Here is a 22,531-nt window from a genome sequence, read left to right as displayed (position 1 = left end):
CGGATCCGGTCGGCGCCCCTCGCGCGGTGCGGACGGTTCAGCTGTTGGGACGCAGCGTCCACAGAACGGTCATCTCGCCGGTCACGGCCCCGTCCTCGCGCGTGATCGCGATGGCCACCGGGAACTCGGGGCGCTCGCCCGCGTCGAGCTCGGCGACGACGTCGGCGACCGGGCGGCCGAGCGTCGCGGTGGCGGTGACCGGACCCATCGCCAGCTTCTTGTACGCGATGTCGGCGCTCACGGCGAGCGGCACGGCGCGCGAGAGCTGGTCGCCGAAGGCGGCGAGCACGATGGCGCCGCTCGCGGACTCGCCGAGCGTGAACATCGCGCCGGCGTGCGGTCCGCCCACGTGGTTGTGGTAGTCGGCCTGGTCGGGCAGCGAGACGACCGCCTTCTCGGGCGTGGTCTCGTGGAACTCGAGGTTCAGGGTGCGGGCCATCGGCACCGTGGCGGCGAGCATCTCGCCGATGGACATCTGATCTGCGCTCATGCCCGAATGTTACCCGTGAGTAGCCAGTGTGACCATCCCTTCGCGCGTACCCGGTCGCGCACCTGATCAGGCACCTGCCCGCACACCTGCCCGCACACCTGGCCGCGCACTTGACCGGGCACTTGACCGCGCAGTTGACCGCGCACTTGACCGCGCACTTGATCAACCGGGAGATATCAGGCATATGCCGACCAATCGCCCGGCGTCCGGGGAAGCGGTTTGTCGATTCAGCGGCACGGCGGCGATAGTCCCTCCGTGACCTCTGCCGCCGCCCCCGAACCGAAGCGTCCGCGCCTGCGCCCCGCGTGGGCCGGACGGAACTACACGCTGCTCTCCGTCTCGGCGGTCGTCACGACACTGGGGGCGCACGGCGCGCTGATCGCCTCCGCGTTCGCCGTGCTCGACGCGGGCGGCGACGGCGGCGACGTGGGCCTGGTGGCAGCGGCCCGCACCCTGTTCCTGGTGGTCTTCCTGCTCGTCGGCGGCGCGGTCGCCGACCGGCTGCCGCGGCACCACGTGATGGTCGCGGCGAACGCCCTCAACTTCCTCTCCCAGGGCGCGTTCGCGCTGCTCGTCCTCCAGGGCGATCCGAAGCTGTGGCAGATGATGGCGCTCAGCGCGCTCGGCGGCACGGGGCAGGCGTTCTTCAACCCGGCGGCCGAGGGCATGCTGATGGCCTCCGTCTCCGGCGAGCAGGCCAGCCGCGCCTTCGCCCTGTTCCGGATGGGGATGTCCGGGGCCGGGGTGGGCGGCGCCGCGCTCGGCGGGGCGATGGTCGCGGCGTTCGGGCCCGGCTGGGTGCTCGCCGTGGACGCGGCCGCGTTCCTGGTCGCGGGCGCGCTGCGGATGTTCCTCGACGTACGGCACATCGCGCCGCGGGAGCCGGGCGGCGGGCTGCTCGCCGACATGCGGGACGGGTGGCGCGAGGTCATCGGCAGGCCCTGGCTGTGGACGATCGTCGCCCAGTTCGCGGTGGTGGTCGCCGTGGTGGGCGCGGCCGAGTCGGTGTTCGGGCCGCTGGTGGCGCGCGACGAACTGGGCGGGGCGGGGCCGTGGGGCATCGCGCTCGGCGCGTTCGGCGTGGGCACGATCCTCGGCGGGCTGCTGATGATGCGGTGGAAGCCGCAACGGCTGCTGTTCGCGGCGACGCTCTCCGTCTTCTCGCTCGCCCTGCCGTCGGCGGCGCTCGCGGTCCCCGTGCCGCTCGGCTGGCTGATCGCGGTGATGTTCGTCAGCGGCGTCACCATCGAGATATTCGGCGTCTCCTGGATCACCGCGCTGCACCAGGAGATCCCCGAGGAGAAGCTCTCCCGCGTCTCGGCCTACGACTGGTTCGGCTCGGTGGCGATGGTCCCGCTGGCCACCGCGCTCGCGGGCCCGGCCGAGTCGGCCTTCGGGCGGACGGCCTCGCTGTGGGGGTGCGCGGCGCTCGTCGTCGTCGCGACGGCCGCGGTGCTGTTCGTGCCGGACGTACGGCACCTGCGGCGGCGCGAGACGGGCGGCGCCAAGGTCGCCGAGGGCGGTACGACGCCGCAGGCCGGGGTCGCCCCGCCCGCCTCTGACATCACCCCACGCTGAACGAACCTCCCGGCGGCTCCGGCGAGGGCACCGCGTCCGCGTCCGTCACCGGCTTCGCGTCGCCGACGAAACGGCGCAGCGCGGCGCCGTGCTCCACCCGCGCGGGGAACGCGTCGCGGGCGGTGCGCCGGGCCAGCTCCGCCACCTCCAGCTCCTCGCGCGAGGCGAGCAGCACGGCGTTGCCGAACCGTCGCCCCCGCAGCACCGCCGGCTCGGCGACGAGCGCGACGTGCGGGAACACGGCGGCGAACGTGGCCAGTTGGGAGCGCAGGAACGTGAAGGGCGCGCCGTCCGCGAGATTCGCCGCGTACGTGCCGCCGGGCCGCAGCACCCGCGCCGCCTGCCGCGCGTACGCCAGGGTCGTCAGGTGCGCGGGCACCCGGGAGCCGCCGAACACGTCCGCCACGAGCACGTCCGCCGAGGCGTCGGGCGCCGCCTCGAGCCAGGCCCGCGCGTCGCCGCCGTGCACCGTGATGCCCGTGCCGTCCGGGACCGGCAGATGTTCGGCGACCAGCGCCAGCAGCCCCCGGTCGGCCTCGACGACGTCCTGCCGCGAGCCGGGCCGGGTGGCGGCGACGTACCGGGGCAGGGTCAGCGCGCCGCCGCCCAGGTGCAGCACGTCGAGCGGGGCGCCCTCGTCGCCGAGGCAGTCGAGGACGTGGCCGAGCCGGCGCGCGTACTCGAACTCCAGGTGGGCGGGTTCGTCCAGATCCACGTACGACTGGGGCGAGCCGTCCACGGTGAGCAGCCAGGCCCGCCGCCGGTCGACGTCGGGCAGCAGCTTGGCGGTGCCGTGGTCGACGTCGCGGGTGACGGGTATCGGCTCGGGATCGGATGCGTTCACGTGCACATTGTGCCGAACCCGTTCAAGCCCCTGCGGCGTTTGAGCAGCGGGGTCCGGGGCGGAGCCCCGGCTTTCGGCCCGGCCCCGGCCCCCGCTCACTCTCACAGCACGGCCGAAACCGTCCCGGCCCCAACGGTCCGCCCGCCCTCGCGGATCGCGAACCCGAGACCGGCTTCGAGGGGGACGTCCCGCCCCAGCTCGACCGTCATGCCGACGGTGTCACCGGGCCGCGCGACGGCCACCTCACCGAGGTCGACGTCCCCGACGACATCCGCCGTACGCAGATAGAACTGCGGCCGGTACCCCGTGGTGACGGGCGTGGAACGGCCGCCCTCCGCCGCCGACAGGACGTACACCTGCGCGGTGAAGCGCCGCGCCGGCTCGACCGTGCCGGGCTCGGCGACGACGTGCCCGCGTCGCACCGCGTCGCGCGGCACCCCGCGCAGCAGCAGCGCCACGTTGTCCCCCGCCTGCGCCTCCTCCATCGGCTTGCCGAAGGTCTCGACGCCGGTGACGACGGTCTCCAGGTCGTCGGCGGTGCCGTACACGCGCACCCGGTCCCCCACCCGGATCCGGCCGCGCTCGACCGCGCCGGTCACCACCGTGCCGCGCCCGCTGATGGTCATGACGTTCTCGACGGAGAGCAGGAACGGCGCGTCCACGTACCGCTCCGGCATCGGAACGTACGTGTCCACCGCGTCGAGCAGCGCCTCGATGGACGCCGTCCACCGCGGGTCCCCCTCAAGGGCCCTGAGGCCGGAGACCCGCACGACGGGCACGGAGTCGCCGCCGTACCCGTGCGCGGACAGCAGCTCGCGCACTTCGAGCTCGACCAGGTCGGTGAGCTCCTCGTCACCCGCGTCCGCCTTGTTGATCGCGACGACGATGTGGTCGACGCCCACCTGCCGGGCGAGCAGCACGTGCTCGGCGGTCTGCGGCATGATCCCGTCGAGCGCCGAGACGACGAGGATCGCCCCGTCGAGCTGGGCGGCGCCCGTGACCATGTTCTTGACGTAGTCGGCGTGGCCCGGCATGTCCACGTGCGCGTAGTGCCGGGTGTCGGTCTCGTACTCGACGTGCGCGATGTTGATGGTGATGCCGCGCTGCGCCTCCTCGGGCGCCTTGTCGATGCGGTCGAAGGAAACGTATTGGGTACCGCTGTCGGCGCCGCGCTCGGCGAGGACCTTGGTGATGGCGGCGGTCAGGGTGGTCTTGCCGTGGTCGACGTGACCCATGGTGCCGATGTTGAGGTGCGGCTTGGTGCGCACGTATGCCGTCTTGGGCATGGCTGACCGTGTTCCTTTCCGGAACAAGAAAAGTGAAGCCTCCTGGTACCGAGGCGGGAACCCCTGAGCCGGACCGACCCTCCCCCTGCGGGGTCCGCCGGAGTGTCCGGAGAGGGTCAGCTTCGCGCGCCGTCAGCTGCTGCGGCGGTCAGGAAAGCGGCAGCCCGAGCAGCGCCCGCGACTGCGGGCGTAGCTGCGATGAAGGCGTGCCGGAACATGTGGCAGATCTTCTCCGACGCGGGCCCCCGCGTCGAACGATTTTCCACGCCCCGAGCGGGGGTCATCCGCCCACGTTCTTCAGGGCCTCGCGCACCGAGAGCGGCGCGAGGGTGCCCCGGTGGGCGGCGACGAAGGACCGTACGGCGTCGGGGTCGGTCTTGGCGTACTCGCGCAGGGCCCAGCCGATCGCCTTACGAATGAAGAAGTCCGGATGTCCGGACTGCCGCAGGCAGTACGCGAAGAGCCGGTCCTGGTCGGTGGCGTCCTTGTGGCGGAGCTGGTGGAGGAGCGCGGTCCTGGCGACCCAGAGGTTCTCGTCCTCGATCCACGCGTCCATGTCGGCGCGCAGTTTCGGGTCGGCCGCGACGAGGCCGCCGACGATGTGCGCCGCCAGGAGGTCGACGGTGTCCCACCACGGCACGGTCGTGATCAGCTCGCGCGCGACGGGCAGGAAACCGGACGTGAGGCCGCGCGCATGGCGGCGCAGGTAGTCGATGGCGAAGTAGGCGTACTCGCGTTCCGGCAGCGCCCAGCAGCGCAGCGCGACGGCGGTCAGGTCGCTCTCGTCGGGGCGCGGCGTGCCGTCGAGCACGGCCCTGGTCAGCTCCCGGCGCACGGGGGACGTGAGGCCGAGGAAGGGGGCCACGTCCTTCATGTACGCGCGCATCCGCACGGCCCGCTCGGGATCGGCGGCGGCGCCGTACGCCTCGGGGAGCCGGGCGAGCAGGGTGTCGGCGAGAACGCTGGGCGGCGGCGCGGTGACGGGCACGTGACGCTCCTCGCAACTGGGGCAGGATCCACGAAAATGAGACACAACCTACGGCGATCTTATGTGGGGGTCGGTTAGTCTCCCCTGATGCTCGAGACCGTCCCCGCCCGTCCCGCCGGGCCCGCCGCCCGTTTCGGCCAGGCGCTGCTGTCGCCCTGGTCGCGGCTTTCGCTGCTGGTGCTGCTGCTGGCCGCGGGCGCGACGTGCGTGCTGCTCTTCGAGCCGCAGCAGCTGATCACGCAGGGCTGGCCGCCCCAGGTGAACGGGGCGGCGGCGGTCGTCCTGTTCGCGGTGGCGTACGGGGTGTGCACGGTCGCGTTCGTCCCGAGACCCCTGCTCAATCTGGCGGCGGGCGCCCTGTTCGGCTCCCAGCTGGGGCTGCTCGGCGCGCTCGGCGGAACGGTGCTCGGCGCCGGGCTCGCCTTTCTGCTCGGCCGGCTGCTCGGCCAGGACGCGCTGCGCCCGCTGCTGCGCGGGCGCTGGCTGAAGGCGGCGGACGGACAGCTCAGCGAGCACGGCTTCCGCTCGATGCTCGCGGCGCGGCTCTTCCCCGGCATCCCGTTCTGGGCGGCGAACTACTGCGCGTCGATCTCGAAGATGAGCATCGTCCCGTTCCTGCTCGCCACGGCGCTCGGCTCGATCCCGAACACGGCGGCGTACGTGGTGGCGGGCGCCCGCGCCTCGACGCCCACGTCGCCCATCTTCCTGATCGCGATGGGCTTCATCGTCGTCACGGGGTGCGCGGGCGCGGTCGTGGCGTGGTGCAAGCGGCATCACCTGGGGAAGCAGAAGTCGGACTGACCGGCACCCCCTTGAGGCCCCTGCCGAGGCGCAGCGTCACCGCGACGGAGGCCGCGGCGAGCACCGTCATCGCGGTCGCGGGCGAGGTCGCCTGGGCCAGCGCGCCCGCGAGCACCGCGCCCACTCCCTGCATGGTCAGCATGCCCGCGGTGTGCAGGCCGAGGGCGTGCCCGCTCAGCCGCTCCGGGGTCAGTGCCATCAGCCGCTCCTGGAGCAGCAGGCTCGCGGAGAAGCCGACCGAGGCGAGCGCGACCGCCGCCACGGCGAACGGCAGGGCCGGTCGCAGGGCGAACACCAGGTACGGGACGGCGAGCAGCAGCCGCAGCGGCGCGGCGAGCCGGGCCCGCCACCGGGACGGCAGGAAGCGTCCCGTGAGCACGTCCCCGGCGAGCATGCCGAGCGCGGCGCTCGCGAGCAGGACGCCCGCGTGCCCGGTGTCGTAGGGGACGAACAGCGCCTCGCAGCCGACGATCAGCCCGTTGGGCACCCACAGCGCGAGATAGACGTAGCGGCGCGGGACCGAGGACCACAGGGCGGCGTTGCCGCGCATCGTCTCGCGCGGGGACGGGCGTCCGGCGGCGCGCGCCGGGTGCCGGGCCAGTCCGCACCGCGCGACCAGCGCGGCGAGGGCGTAGAGCCCTGCGGCGACCATGAGCGTGCCGCGCGGTGACAGCACGGCGACGAGCAGCCCGCCCAGGCCGTACCCGAGGATCTGGCAGACGCCCGCGCTCATGTTCATGACGGAGCGGCCGAGCAGATAGCCGTCGCGGGCGAGGATGTCGGTGAGCATGCCGTAGCGGACCCCGCCACCGAGCGCCGACGGCACGCCCTGGACGAGGACGAGCGCGAGGGCCGCCGCCGTCGGCAGGCCGGGCGTCGCCTGCGCCGCCGTGGCGAGACCGAGGAAGAGCGCGAGCCCGACGAGGGCGGCGCGCGGCGGCAGCCGGTCCGCCGCCGAGAGCAGCGTGAGCGCGCCCACGACCTGGGCGAGCGAGGGCCCGAACATGGCGAGCGCGGACAGCAGCGGCGATCCGGTCGAGGCGTAGACGAGCGAGCCGAGGGCGAGCCCGCCGACCGTCTGCCCGGCGACCTGGAGCGAGACGGTGGCGAACAGCGAGGCGTATTCGGGCGTGCGGAACAGGTCCCGGTAGGTGTCCATGAGGGGAGGCTGCGGGGCGCGGAACGCGGGACGTTAATGTTTCGCGCACCGGCGAAACGACGGACCGCACGGAGCGGACCGGGCAGGCGGGCGGGACACCGGCGATGCGCAGACAGGGGGCGGAGCCGTGGGCATCTGGCAGGTCGACGCGGACACCCTCGCGGGCAGCCGGTTCGTCGTGTCGCGGCTCGCCGAGGCGACCGCGAGCCTGAGGAAGCTGGCGGCCCCCGTCGCCGCGCATCCCGGCGAACGGCGCTGGCTGGACGCGCATCTGCCCGCCTACCGCGCGCGGCTCGCCGCCGAGCCGACGACGGCGCTGCTGCTGGACGCCGCGTTCGGGGCGCGGTGGATCGCCGACTTCATGACGCCCACGCCGGACGGCGTCCACGAGGACGACCTGGCGGACGGCCTGGAGCGGATCCGCGCCACAGCGCCGACGACCGTCCGCGCGAACCTGGCGGTCTCCTCGCCGGGCCCGCTGCCCGGCGCGCTCGTCCACGCCGACGACCTGGCGGCACGCGCGGCGGACCTGCTCGCGTGGGTGTGGCGGGAGACCGTGCTGCCCGAGTGGCCGCGCCGCCGCCGGGTCATCGAGGCCGATGTCCTCGCCCGGACCAGGGAGTTGACGCGGGGCGGCTGGGCCGCGGCCTTCGGCGGGATGCGCCCCACGATGGGCTGGCTCGGCGAGGGCAGGCTGCGGATCAACGCCCACGACCATCCGCCGCGGAACATCGCGGGCACGCGGCTCCTGTTCGTCCCGGTCACCCCGAAGCAGGGCTGGGTGTCATGGCCGGAAGGCGCCCCGGCCGACCGGTACGCGGTGATCTATCCGTGCGCGGGCGCCCTCGCGGACACGGACAGGACGGCGCCGCCCGGCGGACTCGCGGCGCTCCTCGGCACGGCCCGCGCCCAGGTCCTCGTCCTCCTCGAACAGCCACTGACGACGACCCAGTTGGTGGCCCTCACCGGCCAGGGTCTCGGCTCGGTGGGCCGGCACCTGAAGGTGCTGCACGGGGCCGGGCTCGTACAGCGGCGCAGGGCGGGCCGCTCGGTGCTCTACCTCCGTACGCCGACGGGAGACGCGCTCCTTCGGGCACAGCGACCGGACGCGCGGCCGGGCCTGTAAAGGCGACGCTCACGCCCCTGTGGTGCTCCCGTCACTTTCGAACGCTACTCTGCCCCACGCGACCCCCGGGCCCGGTGTGCCGGGAGTCGGCACCGCCCCGCCTGGCCCGCGTTCGCGGCCGGTTCCGCCGAGCACCTGGATCGCGTACCCACCTCATGTCCTGGTTCGAATCATTCATCCTCGGGCTCGTCCAGGGGCTCACGGAGTTCCTGCCGATCTCGTCGAGCGCCCATCTGCGCCTCACGGCCGCGTTCGCCGGCTGGCACGACCCCGGCGCCGCCTTCACGGCGATCACCCAGCTCGGCACCGAGACGGCCGTCGTCATCTACTTCCGCAAGGACATCGCGCGGATCATCTCCTCGTGGTTCAGGTCCCTCACCGACAAGACGATGCGGGGCGACCACGACGCGAAGATGGGCTGGCTCGTCATCGTCGGCTCGATCCCGATCGGCGTGCTGGGCGTGACGTTCAAGGACCAGATCGAGGGCCCGTTCCGCGATCTGCGGCTCACGGCGACGACGCTGATCGTGATGGGCGTCGTTCTCGGCATCGCCGACCGGCTCGCGGCCCGCGACGAGGCAGGCGGCCGGCACCGGGCGGCGCAGCCCCGCAAGGAGCTGGGGGACCTCTCGGTCAAGGACGGCCTGATCTACGGTCTGTGCCAGGCGCTCGCCCTGATCCCCGGCGTCTCCCGCTCCGGCGCCACCATCAGCGGCGGCCTCTTCCTCGGCTACACCCGCGAGTCCGCGGCTCGCTACTCCTTCCTCCTGGCGATCCCGGCGGTCCTCGCCTCCGGCGTGTTCGAGCTGAAGGACGCGAGCGAGGGCGGCCATGTCTCCTGGGGGCCCACGATCTTCGCCACGGTGATCGCCTTCGGCGTCGGATACGCGGTGATCGCCTGGCTGATGAAGTTCATCTCGACCCGCAGCTTCATGCCGTTCGTCTACTACCGCATCGCCCTCGGCATCGCCCTGTTCGTGCTGGTGAGCGTGGGTGTGCTGAGCCCGCACGCGGCGGAGTCGGCGGGCTGACGGGACGGACCGGGAAGAGACCGGCCGCCCCAAGTGTTGCGCCCCACATCCCAGTTGGGCCGACAGGACGGGCGTGCGATGCGAGCGGTGCGGTTTCACGAGTACGGCGGGATCGATGTGCTGCGGGTCGAGGACGTGCCGCGGCCCGTACCGGCGGCCGACCAGGTGCTGGTCGAGGTGCGGGCGACCGGGATCCAGCCCGGTGAGGTGAGCATCCGGACGGGGTTCCTGCACGAGCGGTGGCCCGCCGCGTTCCCGTCCGGGCAGGGCAGCGACCTGGCCGGGGTCGTCGTCGAGGCCGGCTCGCACGTGCGGGACTTCGCGGTCGGCGACGAGGTCATCGGGTTCACGCACCGCAGGGCCAGCCACGCCGAGTACGTCGCCGTCGACGACGTGAACCTCGTCCACCGGCCCGCCGGGCTCTCCTGGGACGTGGCCGGTTCCCTGTACGTCGCGGGGTCGACCGCGTACGCCTGTGTGTGGGCCGTGGACCTGGGGCCCGGCGACACGGTGGTGGTGTCCGGCGCGGCGGGCGGCGTCGGCTCGTTCGCCGTCCAGCTCGCCCGTCTCAAGGGCGCCACCGTGATCGGTCTCGCGAGCGAGCCGAACCACGCCTGGCTGAAGGAGAAGGGCGTGCTCCCCCTCGCGTACGGGGACGGGGTGCGGGAGCGGATCCTGGAGGCCGCGGGCGGCCGGGGCGTCGACGCGTTCATCGACACGTTCGGCACGGGATACGTCGAGCTGGCCGTGGAGCTTGGCGTGGCGCCCGGGCGGATCAACACCATCCGCGACTGGGCGGTCGCCGCCCGGGTCGGCGCCCGGACGTACGGGGAGGGCGCGGCGGCCAGCGCGGTCGTCCTCGGCGAGCTGGCCCGGCTGGCCGCGCGCGGCGAGCTGGAGGTGCCGATCGCCCGCGGCTACCCGCTGGAGCGGGTGCGCGAGGCCTTCCGCGAGCTGGAGGAGCGGCACACGCACGGGAAGATCGTGCTGCGGCCGTAGGAGGCCTCACCAGGGCAGCGGCCCCTCGGCGGAGACGTACGTGCCCGTGGGTCCGTCCGCCCCGACCCGCGCCATCCGGACGATGATCTCGGCGCCCTCCTCGACGGTCTGGACGCCGGTGTTCCCGTTCAGGTCGGTCCTGGTGAAGCCGGGTTCGACGGCGTTGATCCGGATCTCCGGGAACGCCTTGGCGTACTGCACGGTCAGCATGTTCACGGCGGTCTTGGAGGCCGGGTAGGCGAGGCCGGGGTAAGCGGCGGCCGGGTTCCCCGCGTCGGTGGCGCCCGCGAGGGAGGCCAGGCCGCTGCTGACGTTGACGACGACGGGGGCGGCGGAGCGGCGCAGCAGCGGCAGGAAGGCGTGGGTGACGCGGACGGTGCCGAAGACGTTCGTCTCGAACAGCGGGCGCAGGGTGTCGACGGTCTCGTCGGCCGGGAGCACGATGCCGTTGCCCTCGGTGCGGCCCTCGATGCCGGCGTTGTTGATCAGTACGTCGAGGCCGCCCTCGGCCTCGATGGTCTTCGCGGCGGCCGCGACGGAGTCGTCGTCGGTGATGTCGATGGCGACGTGCCGCGCGCCGAGCTCCTCCGCGGTGCGGCGGCCGCGCTCGGGGTCGCGGGCGCCGACGTAGACGGTGTGCCCTGCCTCGACGAGGCGGCGGGCGGTTTCCCGGCCGAGGCCCTTGTTGGCCCCGGTGATCAGTGTGGTGGTCATGCGTCCAGGCTGCGCCGTGGGCGGCCCCGCGACCAGTCGTCCCGTCTTCCTGGGACCGCCGGTACCAGGAAGATCCGGCCCGGACGGGGCACAGTGGTGACATGGCACATGCGGAGTTCGGCGACTTCGGGGACACGGTGCGGCGCTGGCGGGACCGGGTCTCCCCGGGGGCCGCCGGGATCGCGTCCGTGGGGCCCCGGCGGGCCGCGGGGCTGCGCCGCGAGGAGCTGGCGCTGCTCGCGGGGATCTCGGCGGACTACGTCACCCGGCTGGAACAGGGCCGCGCCACCCACCCCTCCGACCAGGTCGTGGAGGCGCTGGCCCGTGCGCTGCGCCTTACGGACGCCGAGCGCGAGCACCTGTTCCGGCTCGCGGGCCTCGCGCCGCCGGGCCTGGAGACGGTGCCGGCCCGGCTCACCCCCGGCGTGCGCCGGCTCCTGGACCGGCTGTCCGGGACCCCCGCCGCCGTGTTCGACGCGGCGTGGACACTGCTCCTGGCGAACCCGCTGTACACGGCGCTGCTCGGCGAGCGCCCCGCGTGGGGCGGCCACGGGCGCAACGCCGTGTGGTGGACGTTCCTCGGACCGACGAGCCGGGTCCGCCAGACACCGGACGAGCGGCAGGCCATGGAGACGGCCCTGGTGTCGGACCTGCGCACGACCGCGAGCCGCTATCCGCTGGACCCGCGCCTGCACACGCTCGTCGACGAACTCCGCACGCGCAGCCCGCGCTTCGCGGAGCTGTGGGACTCGGGCGCGGTGGGCCGGCACTCCGCCGCGCGCAAGACGGTCGACCACCCCGAGATCGGCCCGCTGACGCTGGACTGCGACATCCTCACGGTGGCGGGCGACGACCTGCGGGTCATGCTCTACACGGCCGAGCCCGGCACCCCGGACGCGGACCGGCTGACGCTGCTCGCGACGGCGGTGCTGCCGACGCTGGTCGGCGCCTGACCAGGCGTTGCGTCAACACCTTTACAGCATCGGTCACTTGATGCTCAGTACCGCTCGCTCAGGGTTCCCAATCAGATGCCCCGCACGTAGCCTTGGCACATGCCGCCCGTCAATTCTGGTTCTGCGCGGTCTGCCGCGGAAGTCAACGAGCAGATCCGTGGATTGTGGCTGCGCACGGGAGGCCGGCTCACCGGCGAGCAGCGTGCCGAGTACGCGCTGCTGGTCACGGAGTGGGCGGAGGCCGTGCGCGCGGAGGTCGTGAAGGCGGCCTGAACCGCCTCCACCGCCCCGGCCCGCTCAGCGGCCCCCGGCCACCCTCAGTACTGTTCCCGTCGCGTAGGACGCGTCCGGTGACAGCAGCCAGGCGATCGCCGCCGCGATCTCGTCGGCCGTCCCGGGGCGCCTCAGCGGGATGCCCGGAGCCGCCTCCCACGCGATGTCGGGCGTGCCGCTCGTGGCGTGGATCTCGGTGTCGACGATGCCGGGCGCGACGCCGTTGACCCGCACGCCCACCGGGCCGAGTTCCTTGGCGAGGCCCAGCGTGATCGTGTCCACAGCCGCCTTGGACGCGGCGTAGTGCACGTACTGGCCGGGGCTGCCGATGGTGGCGGCTCCGGAGGACACGTTCACGATGGCGCCCGCGCCCGCCGCCGTCATGTCGCGTGCGGCGCGGCGGCAGCACAGCAGGACACCGAGGACGTTGACGTCGAGGACGCGGCGGAAGTCCTCGGTGCGCGCCTCGGCGAACGGGCCGACCGGCGCGGTGACGCCCGCGTTGTTCACCAGGCCGGTGAGCGGCCCGAGCCGGTCGGCCGCCTCGTCGAAGAGGCGTTCCACGTCGGCCTCTTGGGAGGTGTCGGCCCGCACGACGAGGCACCGGGCGCCCTCGGCGCGCACGGCATCGGCGGTGCGCTCGGCGGCGTCCTTGTCGCTCACGTAGGACAGGGCGACATCGTGCCCGTCGCGCGCGAGACGCACGGACGTGGCGGCGCCGATGCCCCGGCTGCCTCCGGTCACCAGCGTGATGGGGCGGTTCAAGGGGGCCTCCTGGTCAGAAGTACGTCCCCGTAGACCGGGTTGTGGCCACGCGGACGAAGATCATGTCGCGCCGGGCGCACCGTACCAGCGCCACTTCCCGCGCCGCTCCCTGCCCTCCAGTTCGCCGCGGCCCGTGGCCCACAGGAGCGTCGCCCAGGGGTCGGTGTCATCGGGTACGTCGGGGAAGAGGCGGTGCAGCGTGCGCGCGCACAGCTCGGCCGGCGCCTCGAACCCGATGCCGAGCCCGAGCGCGAGGTCGTGCGCGTGCACCAGCGTCTCGACGACGCCCATCGCGGCGAAGCCCTCGGGGTCGGAGGCCCCGAAGACGTGGAATCCGCGGGCGGTCGGCGGGGTCGCGCGGACCACCGCGGCGAGGATGCCGCCGCCCGCCTCCAACGCGCCGAGCATCGCCGAAGGGCCCGCGCCGGGTTCGACGGTGAGGGTGTTGGCGGGTCCTTCGGGGCGGCGCCGGGTGTAGCCCCAGCGCACGTGGTCGTCCGCCAGGGGGCGCAGCGAGCCGATCTGCGCGGCGTAGAAGAAGAGATCGTCGGCGAGGTGCTCGCCGGTCTCCCAGCACGTCCACTCGAGCGGGCCCGCCGGCGCGTTCCAGTCCGCGTCGGCGGGAGCGGTCCGCAGCGCGGCGACCGCGAGCCCGACGGCCTGCGCGACGTCGTCCGCCGTGACCAGTCCTGGTGTCCCGGCCGGGAGTTGCGTGTTCGGATCAGCTGACATGGCGCGACCGTAACAGCGCACTCCGCGCGCGCCCCAGGAGTTTTCGACCCGGCGGCGCACGCCTCTTGGATCCGTGCGCGCGGGGCCCGAGACTGAGCCGATGACGCAGCGTGTGGAACTCGCGACCGTCCTCGACCGCCTCGCCGTCGACGAGTTGGTGACCGACTACGCCGCGGCCGTGGACGACGGCGACTGGGCGGCGTACCGCGCCCTGTTCGAACCGGAGGGCCGCGCCGACTACCGGGAGGCGGGAGGCGTCGAGGGCAGCGCCGAGGAGATCGCGCAGTGGCTGTCGACGACGATGGAACTGTTCCCGATGCGCCAGCATCTGATCGTGAACCGGCGGGTGCGCTTCGACACCGTCGATCGCGACATCGGCGACACGGGCCGCGTCCGCGCCGACTACTTCAACCCGATGCGTTTCGCGGGCGACGGCGACTCGACGGCCCCCGACTTCATCTGCGGCGGCCGGTACGCCTTCGACCTCGTACGGACGGCCGGCGGCTGGCGGCTGCGCCGGGTGACGGTCTACGAGAAGTGGCGCCGCGTCCCTCAGAAGGCCGTGGCGGGAAGCTGACCCGCTCCCCCTTCGCCCACTGTCGGTGATCGTCGGCGGCACGCACACTGGAGGCGCGAGGCGATCGATGGTCGTACGCGTACGAATCGGGAGGCGCGGCGCATGGAGCGGTGGCGGCAGCGGCTCGACACGTCACGCTGGTGGCGCGGCGCCGCGGCCGTCGGGGCGGGAGCCCTGCCCGCGCTCGCGTTCCCTGCCCCCTCCCTGTGGTGGTTCGCGTACGTCGCGCTCGTGCCGTGGATGCTGCTCGCGCGCTCGGCGGGGACGCCGCGCCGGGCGGCGCTCGACGGCTGGCTCGGCGGGCTCGGGTTCATGCTCGCGGTGCACCACTGGCTGCTTCCGAGCCTGCACGTGTTCACGCTCGTCCTCGCGGCGCTGCTCGGCGCGCTGTGGGCGCCGTGGGGGTGGCTGCTGCGCCGTCTCCTGCACGACCGGCCGGCGCCGGGGCAGGCGGCGACCGCGCTGCTCGCCGTCCCTTCGTGCTGGCTGATGGTCGAACTGGTCCGTTCCTGGCAGGGGTTGGGTGGCCCGTGGGGGCTGCTCGGCTCCAGCCAGTGGCAGGTAACGCCCGCGCTGCGGCTTGCTTCGGTGGGCGGCGTCTGGCTGGTGAGCCTGCTCGTGGTGGCCGTGAACACCGGCGTGACGCTCCTCGTCGTCGCACGCGGCGCCCGCGCTCCGGCGGTGGCGGGCCTCGTCGCGACGGTCGCGGTCACCGGGGCCGCGTGGGCATGGGCGCCGAAGCCCGAGACGGACGGGCGGGCGCGGATCGCGGTGGTGCAGCCGGGCGTGGTCGACGGCATCGGCAGCATCGGGGCCCGCTTCGACCGGGAGGTGGAGCTGACCCGGCAATTGGCCGGCCGGGACCTGGACCTCGTGGTCTGGGGCGAGAGCAGTGTCGGCTACGACCTGCCGCGCCGCCCCGATCTCGCCCGCAGGATCGCCGCGCTCTCCCGCGAGGTGGACGCAGAGATCCTCGTCAACGTCGACGCGCGGCGCCGCGCGGCCGACGGCTCCGGCCAGGGCATATACAAGAGTTCCGTGCTGGTCGGCGGAGACGGCCTCACCGGCGACCACTACGACAAGATGCGGCTCGTCCCCTTCGGCGAGTACGTGCCCGCGCGCTCGCTCCTCGGCTGGGCCACCTCGGTCGGCAAGGCGGCGGGCGAGGACCGGATGCGGGGCACGCGGCAGGCCGTGATGGACGTGCGCCACGGTCGGCGGGTGCTGCGCGTCGGGCCGCTGGTCTGCTTCGAGTCGGCGTTCCCCGACATGACGCGGAAGCTGACGCAGGACGGGGCGCAGGTGCTGCTCGCGCAGTCCTCGACGTCGACGTTCCAGCGCAGTTGGGCGCCCGAACAGCACGCCTCGCTCGCCGCGCTGCGGGCCGCGGAGACGGGCCGGCCCATGGTGCACGCGACGCTGACCGGGGTCTCGGCGGTGTACGGTCCGGACGGCGCGCGGGCCGGTGCCTGGCTCGGCACCTCGGCGAGCGCGGCCCGCGTCTACGACATGCCGACCGCGCAGGGCACGACGCTGTACGTACGCTTGGGCGACTGGCCGGTGCACGGGGCGGTGACGGTGCTGATGCTGCTCGCGGCAGTGGATGCCGCGCGGCGGTTGCACTTCAAGCCCCTGCGGCGTTTGAGCAGCGGGGTCCGGGGCGAAGCCCCGTGTCCGTAACGCCGTCGCAGGCCGACCGATGCGCTTGAACCCCGCTGCGTCACACCCGCCGCGACACCTCACGCACGACCTGCTCACACAACTCATGCGTGGCGAGCGCGTCCCGCGCGCTCAGCACCTTGCCCGCCCGCACCGCGTCGAGGAACGCGAGCACCGCCTGCTCGATGCCCCGCTGGCGAGCGACCGGCACCCAGTCCCCGCGACGGCGAACCGTGGGCTGCCCCTTGTGGTCGACCACATCGGAGAGGTTGAGCACCTGCCGCTTGGAGTCCTGCCCCGACACCTCGAGGATCTCCTCCGTGGAGCCGCTCAGCCGGTTCATGACGCCGAGCGCGGTGAAGCCGTCGCCCGCGAGCTGGAGCACCACGTGCTCCAGGAGTCCGTCCGTGACGCGGGCGCGCACGGTCACGTCGTCGACCGGTCCCGGCACGAGGAAGCGCAGCGTGTCGACGACGTGGATGAAGTCGTCGAGGACCATCGCGCGCGGTTCCTCGGGGAGCCCGACGCGGTTCTTCTGCATCAGGATCAGCTCGCGCGGGTGCTCGACGCACTGCGCGTACCCGGGCGCGTAGCGGCGGTTGAAGCCGACGGCGAGGCTCACGCCGCGCTCCTCGGCGAGCCGTACGAGCCGCTCGGACTCGGCGAGTTCGTAGGCGAGCGGCTTGTCGACGTACGTCGGTACGCCTGCCTCCAGGAGCCGCGCGACGATCTCCGGGTGCGCGGTGGTGGGCGCGTGCACGAAGGCCGCGTCGAGATCCTGCGCGAGGATCGAGTCGAGGTCGGCGTGGCGCTGCGGCGCGGGTACGCGGAGCTGGTCCGCGACCTCGGTCAGGGTCGCGGGCGTCCGCGTCTGGAGGTGCAGTTCGAGCGCGGGCTGCGCGCCGAGCACCGGCAGGTACGCCTTCTTGGCGATGTCGCCGAGTCCGATGACGCCGACTTTCACGTCTGTCTGCTCCTGTCCTGCGATAACCGGTCCACCCCGGCCCGCTGCTGGGTCTGGGCAGCATAATTCCAACGGCCTGCGGCGATCGACTCCGCATGGACCAGCATTCAAGCCCCTGCGGCGATTGAGCAGCGGGGCCCGGGGCAGAGCCCCGCGACGTCAACCACCACTCCCGCCCCACAGCGGAGCCCCTGTCACCCATGCGGGCCAACCTCCCCCGATCACCCCCACCGCACCCCCGCCGTCCCCCACAGTGACCCCGTGCCCAGAACGCCCAGAACGTCCAGCTCAGCCACCATCCTGCTGACCGCGGCGGCCGCCGTCACCGTGGCCACCGCCTCCGGATGCGTCAGCGTGCGCCCGCCGACCACCCCGAAGGCGCCCTCCCCCACGGTCTCCGCCCCGGCTCCCCGCCCCGAGGGCCACGCCGACGGCCCGGTCGTCCAGGCGCCCGCGCGCGAGGCCCTGGAGCGGATGAAGCCGACCGCACCGCACCGCACACCGGCGCACTCCGCCGAGCAGCCGCAGCGGACCGCCGCCCCCGCTCCCCCGCACTCGGCCCCAAAGGCGGTCCCGGTCCCGCACCGGACGACCGTCCCCGAACCCCGTACCGCCCCCGAGCACCACAAGGCCGAGAAGCGCCCGAAGGCCCCAGGAAAGACCGATGTCTGCGCCCTCGGGCGCCGCTACGGCGGCTGGGACCCGGACAGTCCCCAGTCGGCCATCTGCCGCGACACGTACGGAGGTTGACCGCACTCCCGCCGCCCGGCGGGAACCTCCCCGCCTACGACCCGGCCCGCGGCGGGCCCAGCGGCTCCCCGCCGGGCCCGCGCCCCTCTCCCGGCTCCGTCGGCCCCGCCCCCATCGTGGCCACCCGCTCCTCGAGCCGGGTGAGGGCGGCACGCACCCCGTCCCCGTATCCGTCGTCCCCCAGGGCGCCCGCCGCCGCGCGGGCCCGCGCCAGATGGCTGCGGGCCGCCCCGGGGCGGTCCAACTTCACATAGTCAGCCGCCAGGTTGAGATGCAGCGACGGATAGAACGCCTGCAACGCGAGGGACGACTCGTGCTCGGCGAGCCGCTCCTGGGTCAGGGAGTCGGCGGCGGACAGCGCGCGCAGGTCCCAGGCCAGCTCGTCCGAGGGGTCGTCCTGGGTGTCGGCCATGTAGTGCGCGAGCGTGCAGCGGTGCAGCGGGTCTCCGTCCTCCCCGATCTCCGCCCACAGGCCGAGGAAGCGCCCCTGCGCCTCCTCGCGGTCGCCGCCGTGGTGCAGCATGACCGCCTGACCGATGCGGCTCATCATGGCGTCGTCCGCCGCCTGTTCACGCTGCTGTGCCACTTGTCTCCTCCAAGCTCGGCCGCCCGGTGCGCCCGACCACGATGTCCGGTCCGACGACGCTAACCGGCGGCACTGACAATCCAGCTCAGGCGCGACTCCCCGCGAGCCGGGCCCGCGCTCAGCCCAGGTTCGGGATCGTCCAGTCGATCGGCGTGTGGCCCTGCGCGGCGATCGCCTCGTTGATCTGCGTGAACGGCTGCGAGCCGAAGAACTTCCGCGCCGACAGCGGCGAGGGGTGCGCGCCCTTCACCACCGCGTGTCGCTCGGTGTCGATGAGCGGCAGCTTCTTCTGCGCGTAGTTCCCCCACAGCACGAAGACCGCCGGGTCGGGCCGCTCGACGACGGCGCGGATCACCGCGTCCGTGAACTTCTCCCAGCCCTTGCCCTTGTGCGAGTTGGCCTCGCCGGCCCGGACCGTCAGCACCGCGTTGAGCAGCAGCACGCCCTGCTCGGCCCACGGCATCAGATAGCCGTTGTCCGGGATCGGGGTGCCGAGCTCGGCCTGCATCTCCTTGTAGATGTTGCGCAGCGAGGGCGGCGTCTTCACGCCGGGCCGCACCGAGAAGCACAGACCGTGCCCCTGCCCCTCGCCGTGGTACGGGTCCTGGCCGAGGACGAGCACCTTCACCTTGTCGTAGGGCGTCGCGTCGAGCGCGGCGAAGACCTCCTCGCGCGGCGGGTAGACGGGACCCTTGGCGCGCTCCTCCTCGACGAACTCGGTGAGCTCCTTGAAGTAGGGCTTCTGCAGTTCGTCGCCGAGGACGCCGCGCCAGGACTCGGGCAGCATCGCGGTGTCGGTCACGTCAACAACCTCCGGGGTACGGGCAAGTGCTTCAACACCCAGAAACCTACCGGCGCCCACTGACAATCGACGCCCGCACCCGGGAGGGATCAAGAAGGCCGGTTCACCAGCTCGTCTTGCGGTGCAGCTCCCACATCATCATGATCGTCGACGGGTCGAGGGCCCGCTCACCGCCCGAGATCTCCTCGCTCGCCGCGATGAACTGCTTGCCCTGCCACAGCGGCAGCAGCCGCGCGTCCCGCACCATGATGTGCTGCGCCTGCTCGAACTGCCGCGCCACGACGCCCCGGTCGCTCTGCTTGCGGGACAGCGGCAGCAGCTTGTCGGTGATCTCGGGCGAGACGTACGGCGTGCTCAGGGCGTTCTTCTCGCCCACGAACGGCGCGATGAAGTTGTCCGCGTCGGGGAAGTCGGGGAACCAGCCGCGCCCGAACGCCGGGTACTCGCCGTTCTTGTATCCCTGCTCGAACGCCTTCCAGGGACGGCTCTTGAGCGTCACCTTGAAGAGCTTCGACGCCTCCAACTGCCGCTTGATCTCTCGGAATTCGGGCGCGGTGGCCGAGCCGTACCGGTCGGAGGCGTACCAGAGCGTGAGCGGCACGGGGGCGTTGATGCCCGCCTTGGACAGGATCTCGGCGGCCTTCGCGGGGCTCGGGTCGCCGAACTCGTCGAAGTAGTCGGTGGTGTGGCCCGCGAGGCCCCTGGGGACCATCGAGTACAGCGGTTCGACGGTGTTCGCGTACACCTTGTCCGCGATGGCCCCGCGGTCGACGAGCTGGGCGACCGCCCGGCGCACCGCGCTCTTGCCCGCCCAGGGGTCCTTGGGGTTGAAGACCACATAGCTGATCTCCATGCCCGCGCCCTCGACGAGCTGGAGGCCGTCGACGCCCTGCTTGTCCTGGAGCTTCACGATGTCGTCGGCCGCGAGACCGCGGAAGGTCGCGTCGATCTTCTTCGCCTTCAGGGCGTCGACCATGGCGGCCGATGTCTTGAAGTAGCGGATCGTCACCGCGTCGTTCTTGCGGTTCGCGAAGCCCTGGTAGTTGTCGTTGCGCACGAGTTCGGCCTTGCTGCCGTCGGCGTACGACTTGAGCACGTACGGCCCCGAACCGGTCACCTTGCCGTCCGTGCGCGCGGACGTCGCCGGATAGGCGGAGGGGTCGACGATCGACATGGCGGGGGTGGAGAGCACGAACGGGAAGGTGGCGTCCGGCTTAGTGAGGCGGAACGTTACGCCGCGCTCACCCTGCGTCTCCACGCGGTCGAGGCTGCCCAGCAGTCCCGCGGGCCCGCCGCCCCCGCCTATCTTGCGGACCCGGTCGATGGAGTACTTCACGGCCTTCGCGTCGAGCGCGTCCCCGTTGGAGAACTTCATGTCCTCCCGCAGTTCGCAGTGGTAGACGCGGTTGGCGGAGTCCTCGAACCGGCACTCGGCGGCGTCCGCCTGCGGTTCCGCGGCGCCCGAGGGCAGCGACACCAGTGTCTGGTAGACGTTGCGGAACAGCTCCCAGGAGCCGTCCCAGGACATCGCGGGGTCCAGCGTGCTCGGCACACTGGTGGTGCCCACGGCGATGGGGCGTTCGTCGGACCCTTCGCCCGAACTCATCAACCCGCACCCTGTCAGCAGGGTCATCGACGCCAAAGCCGCCCACGCGCGAGGGGCAGGGAACCGGTTGAACACGCGCTCGCTCCTCGATCGGCCATGCCAGGTCGGCAGACAATATCGCAGCGCCCCGCCGGTTCAACTGGTTGAAACGGCGGGGCACTTCACGAGCGAGAACGTTTGTCGGACGTTGTCGGACAACGTCCGGAATCTGCCCTCGGGGCCGACAGGACCCGAGGGCCTATTCGACGCCGGCGTTGAGGAACTTGCCGCCGTCCACGACGAGGTTCTGCCCGGTGATCCAGCCGGACTGCTCGGAGGTGAGGAACGCGGCGGCGCCCCCGATGTCCTCCGGCACACCGAGCCGGCCCATCGGGTACGTGGCCGCGACCTCGGCCTCCCGGCCCTCGTACAGGGCCGTCGCGAACTTCGTCTTCACGACCGCGGGGGCGATCGAGTTGACCCGCACCAGCGGCGCGAACTCGTGCGCGAGCTGGAGCGTCAGGTTGACCATGGCGGCCTTGCTGACGCCGTACGCGCCGATGAACGGGGAGGCGGAGATGCCCGCCACGGACGCGATGTTGACGATCGCGCCGCCGTTCTCCTTCTGCCACGCCTTCCATGTCTGCTGCGCGAAGCCGAGCGCGGAGACGACGTTGGTCTCGAAGACCTTGCGCGCCACGTTCAGGTCGAGCTCGGCGATCGGGCCGAAGACCGGGTTCGTACCGGCATTGTTGACGAGGAAGTCGACGCGGCCGAACGCCTCCATGGTGCGCTCGACGGCGACGGCCTGGTGCGCCTCGTCGTGCGCCTTGCCCGCCACGTAGATCACGCGGTCGGAGCCGAGCTGCTCGACGGCCTCCTTGAGGGCGTCCTCGCCGCGTCCGGTGATGCAGACGCGGTCGCCGCGCGCGAGGAGCGCCTCGGCGACGCCGTAGCCGATGCCGCGGCTCGCGCCCGTGACGAGCGCGACCTTGCCGGAGAGCTCCGGGAGTTCAGAAGTGGTCATGTCCGTTGCCCCCGGCCTCAGTTGAGCGGGCCGCCGGCCACGTACATGACCTGGCCCGAGACGAAGCCGGCCGCCTCACCGGTGAAGAAGGCGATGGCGTTGGCGATGTCCTCCGGGCGGCCCACGCGCTGCACCGGGATCTGGGTCGCGGCCGCGGCCTGGAAGTCCTCGAAGCCCATGCCGACGCGCTCGGCGGTGGCCTTGGTCATCTCGGTGACGATGAAGCCCGGGGCGACGGAGTTGGCGGTGACGCCGAACTTGCCGAGCTCCTTGGCGAGGGTCTTCGTGAAGCCCTGGAGGCCGGCCTTGGCGGCCGAGTAGTTGACCTGGCCGCGGTTGCCGAGCGCCGAGGACGACGACAGGTTCACGACGCGGCCGAACTTCGCGTCCACCATGTGCTTCTGGACGTACTTCGTCATCAGGAAGGCACCGCGCAGGTGCACGTTCATGACCGTGTCCCAGTCGGTGGCGCTCATCTTGAACAGCAGGTTGTCGCGGAGCACGCCCGCGTTGTTCACGAGGATCGTGGGGGCGCCGAGCTCCTCGGCGATGCGCGCGACCGCGGCCTCGACCTGCGCCTCGTCGGATACGTCGCAGCCGACGGCAAGGGCCTTGCCACCGGCGGCGGTGATCGCCTCGACGGTGTCCTTGCAGGCGGCCTCGTCGAGGTCGATCACGGCGACGGCGCGGCCCTCTTCGGCCAGACGGATCGCGGTGGCGGCGCCGATGCCACGCGCGGCTCCCGTGACGATCGCTACGCGCTGCTCAGTGGTGGACATGCTCTTCGGTCTCCTCGCCCTAGAGGTGCGGCCGCTCCGCCCGGGTGTGGGTGAGCAACCGCT

At 72.7% G+C, this 22,531-nt stretch carries 24 protein-coding genes; 10 read left to right on the top strand and 14 right to left on the bottom strand.

The window, feature by feature from the left end; genetic code table 11:
• Positions 1 to 37 precede the first annotated feature (37 nt).
• Entirely contained in the window at positions 38 to 490 is a 453-nt protein-coding gene (locus ACNYS0_RS33795) for a DUF4442 domain-containing protein (protein ID WP_422429940.1), read from the bottom strand.
• A 255-nt stretch (positions 491 to 745) separates the two neighbouring features.
• Here ACNYS0_RS33795 and ACNYS0_RS33790 point away from each other — a divergent pair, with 255 nt between their 5' ends.
• Complete coding sequence (locus tag ACNYS0_RS33790) at positions 746 to 2,068, top strand: MFS transporter (protein ID WP_422479070.1); 1,323 nt, start codon at positions 746 to 748, stop codon at positions 2,066 to 2,068.
• On the opposite strand, the gene ACNYS0_RS33785 is transcribed toward ACNYS0_RS33790, so the two are convergent.
• The 3 genes from ACNYS0_RS33785 to ACNYS0_RS33775 form a co-directional block, all read right to left on the bottom strand.
• Positions 2,055 to 2,912, bottom strand: a complete 858-nt coding sequence (locus tag ACNYS0_RS33785; protein ID WP_422479068.1) for a spermidine synthase — start codon at positions 2,910 to 2,912, stop codon at positions 2,055 to 2,057. The genes ACNYS0_RS33790 and ACNYS0_RS33785 overlap by 14 nt on opposite strands.
• A 101-nt stretch (positions 2,913 to 3,013) precedes the next feature.
• Positions 3,014 to 4,198 carry an elongation factor Tu gene (gene tuf / locus ACNYS0_RS33780; RefSeq protein ID WP_422479066.1) on the bottom strand — a complete coding sequence of 395 codons (1,185 nt, stop codon included), beginning with the start codon at positions 4,196 to 4,198 and terminating at the stop codon, positions 3,014 to 3,016.
• A gap of 280 nt (positions 4,199 to 4,478) precedes the next feature.
• Positions 4,479 to 5,186, bottom strand: a complete 708-nt coding sequence (locus tag ACNYS0_RS33775) for a DNA alkylation repair protein (protein ID WP_422479064.1) — start codon at positions 5,184 to 5,186, stop codon at positions 4,479 to 4,481.
• 87 nt (positions 5,187 to 5,273) lie between these two features.
• Between ACNYS0_RS33775 and ACNYS0_RS33770 the strand changes: the two genes are divergently transcribed.
• On the top strand, positions 5,274 to 5,987 hold the full coding sequence (locus ACNYS0_RS33770) for a TVP38/TMEM64 family protein (protein ID WP_422405971.1): 714 nt from the start codon (positions 5,274 to 5,276) through the stop codon (positions 5,985 to 5,987).
• Here the strand turns inward: ACNYS0_RS33770 and ACNYS0_RS33765 are convergent.
• Positions 5,917 to 7,146: an MFS transporter gene (locus tag ACNYS0_RS33765; protein WP_422479062.1), complete on the bottom strand. Its 1,230-nt coding sequence runs from the start codon at positions 7,144 to 7,146 to the stop codon at positions 5,917 to 5,919. The two genes, ACNYS0_RS33770 and ACNYS0_RS33765, sit on opposite strands and share 71 nt — an antisense overlap.
• 127 nt (positions 7,147 to 7,273) lie before the next feature.
• On the opposite strand from ACNYS0_RS33765, the gene ACNYS0_RS33760 reads away from it, so the two are divergent.
• The 3 genes from ACNYS0_RS33760 (at position 7,274) to ACNYS0_RS33750 (ending at position 10,302) form a co-directional block, all read left to right on the top strand.
• Positions 7,274 to 8,272 carry an ArsR/SmtB family transcription factor gene (locus ACNYS0_RS33760; RefSeq protein WP_422479060.1) on the top strand — a complete coding sequence of 333 codons (999 nt, stop codon included), beginning with the start codon at positions 7,274 to 7,276 and terminating at the stop codon, positions 8,270 to 8,272.
• 155 nt (positions 8,273 to 8,427) lie between these two features.
• Entirely contained in the window at positions 8,428 to 9,303 is an 876-nt protein-coding gene (locus ACNYS0_RS33755; protein ID WP_422479058.1) for an undecaprenyl-diphosphate phosphatase, read from the top strand.
• 78 nt (positions 9,304 to 9,381) lie between these two features.
• Complete coding sequence (locus tag ACNYS0_RS33750; RefSeq protein WP_422479056.1) at positions 9,382 to 10,302, top strand: NADP-dependent oxidoreductase; 921 nt, start codon at positions 9,382 to 9,384, stop codon at positions 10,300 to 10,302.
• Positions 10,303 to 10,308: 6 nt separating this feature from the next.
• Here ACNYS0_RS33750 and ACNYS0_RS33745 read toward each other — a convergent pair whose 3' ends face one another.
• Positions 10,309 to 11,016, bottom strand: a complete 708-nt coding sequence (locus ACNYS0_RS33745; protein ID WP_422479054.1) for an SDR family NAD(P)-dependent oxidoreductase — start codon at positions 11,014 to 11,016, stop codon at positions 10,309 to 10,311.
• Positions 11,017 to 11,117: 101 nt separating this feature from the next.
• Between ACNYS0_RS33745 and ACNYS0_RS33740 the strand changes: the two genes are divergently transcribed.
• Positions 11,118 to 11,969 (top strand): helix-turn-helix transcriptional regulator, encoded by an 852-nt coding sequence (locus tag ACNYS0_RS33740; protein ID WP_422479052.1) that lies wholly within the window; start codon positions 11,118 to 11,120, stop codon positions 11,967 to 11,969.
• A gap of 99 nt (positions 11,970 to 12,068) precedes the next feature.
• Entirely contained in the window at positions 12,069 to 12,242 is a 174-nt protein-coding gene (locus ACNYS0_RS33735) for a hypothetical protein (protein ID WP_422479050.1), read from the top strand.
• Positions 12,243 to 12,266: 24 nt separating this feature from the next.
• Here the strand turns inward: ACNYS0_RS33735 and ACNYS0_RS33730 are convergent, their stop codons facing one another.
• Entirely contained in the window at positions 12,267 to 13,007 is a 741-nt protein-coding gene (locus ACNYS0_RS33730) for an SDR family NAD(P)-dependent oxidoreductase (protein WP_422479048.1), read from the bottom strand.
• Between the two features lie 60 nt (positions 13,008 to 13,067).
• Complete coding sequence (locus ACNYS0_RS33725; RefSeq protein WP_422479046.1) at positions 13,068 to 13,739, bottom strand: maleylpyruvate isomerase N-terminal domain-containing protein; 672 nt, start codon at positions 13,737 to 13,739, stop codon at positions 13,068 to 13,070.
• Between the two features lie 100 nt (positions 13,740 to 13,839).
• Here ACNYS0_RS33725 and ACNYS0_RS33720 point away from each other — a divergent pair, with 100 nt between their 5' ends.
• Complete coding sequence (locus ACNYS0_RS33720; RefSeq protein ID WP_422479044.1) at positions 13,840 to 14,316, top strand: nuclear transport factor 2 family protein; 477 nt, start codon at positions 13,840 to 13,842, stop codon at positions 14,314 to 14,316.
• A 102-nt stretch (positions 14,317 to 14,418) separates the two neighbouring features.
• Complete coding sequence (gene lnt / locus ACNYS0_RS33715) at positions 14,419 to 15,996, top strand: apolipoprotein N-acyltransferase (protein WP_422479042.1); 1,578 nt, start codon at positions 14,419 to 14,421, stop codon at positions 15,994 to 15,996.
• Positions 15,997 to 16,036: 40 nt separating this feature from the next.
• On the opposite strand, the gene ACNYS0_RS33710 is transcribed toward lnt, so the two are convergent.
• A complete protein-coding gene (locus ACNYS0_RS33710; RefSeq protein WP_422479040.1) occupies positions 16,037 to 16,939 on the bottom strand; it encodes a Gfo/Idh/MocA family protein in 903 nt (300 codons plus the stop codon).
• A gap of 261 nt (positions 16,940 to 17,200) precedes the next feature.
• Here ACNYS0_RS33710 and ACNYS0_RS33705 point away from each other — a divergent pair, with 261 nt between their 5' ends.
• Positions 17,201 to 17,689 carry a hypothetical protein gene (locus tag ACNYS0_RS33705; RefSeq protein WP_422479038.1) on the top strand — a complete coding sequence of 163 codons (489 nt, stop codon included), beginning with the start codon at positions 17,201 to 17,203 and terminating at the stop codon, positions 17,687 to 17,689.
• Between the two features lie 34 nt (positions 17,690 to 17,723).
• Here the strand turns inward: ACNYS0_RS33705 and ACNYS0_RS33700 are convergent, their stop codons facing one another.
• The 5 genes from ACNYS0_RS33700 to fabG form a co-directional block, all read right to left on the bottom strand.
• Positions 17,724 to 18,275 carry a hypothetical protein gene (locus tag ACNYS0_RS33700; RefSeq protein ID WP_422479036.1) on the bottom strand — a complete coding sequence of 184 codons (552 nt, stop codon included), beginning with the start codon at positions 18,273 to 18,275 and terminating at the stop codon, positions 17,724 to 17,726.
• A 118-nt stretch (positions 18,276 to 18,393) separates the two neighbouring features.
• Positions 18,394 to 19,077 (bottom strand): uracil-DNA glycosylase, encoded by a 684-nt coding sequence (locus ACNYS0_RS33695; RefSeq protein WP_422479034.1) that lies wholly within the window; start codon positions 19,075 to 19,077, stop codon positions 18,394 to 18,396.
• 103 nt (positions 19,078 to 19,180) lie between these two features.
• The gene (locus ACNYS0_RS33690) at positions 19,181 to 20,710 is read right to left on the bottom strand and encodes an ABC transporter substrate-binding protein (protein ID WP_422479032.1); all 1,530 of its coding nucleotides are present in this window, start codon (positions 20,708 to 20,710) and stop codon (positions 19,181 to 19,183) included.
• Between the two features lie 211 nt (positions 20,711 to 20,921).
• Positions 20,922 to 21,689: an SDR family oxidoreductase gene (locus ACNYS0_RS33685; protein WP_422479030.1), complete on the bottom strand. Its 768-nt coding sequence runs from the start codon at positions 21,687 to 21,689 to the stop codon at positions 20,922 to 20,924.
• 17 nt (positions 21,690 to 21,706) lie between these two features.
• Complete coding sequence (fabG, locus tag ACNYS0_RS33680; protein ID WP_399238289.1) at positions 21,707 to 22,468, bottom strand: 3-oxoacyl-ACP reductase FabG; 762 nt, start codon at positions 22,466 to 22,468, stop codon at positions 21,707 to 21,709.
• Positions 22,469 to 22,531 lie beyond the last annotated feature (63 nt).

Source organism: Streptomyces anthophorae (assembly GCF_049310305.1).
Taxonomy (GTDB): Bacteria; Actinomycetota; Actinomycetes; order Streptomycetales; family Streptomycetaceae; genus Streptomyces.
The sequence above is the reverse complement of the archived record's forward strand: the minus strand, read 5'-3'. Positions and strand labels throughout refer to the sequence as shown.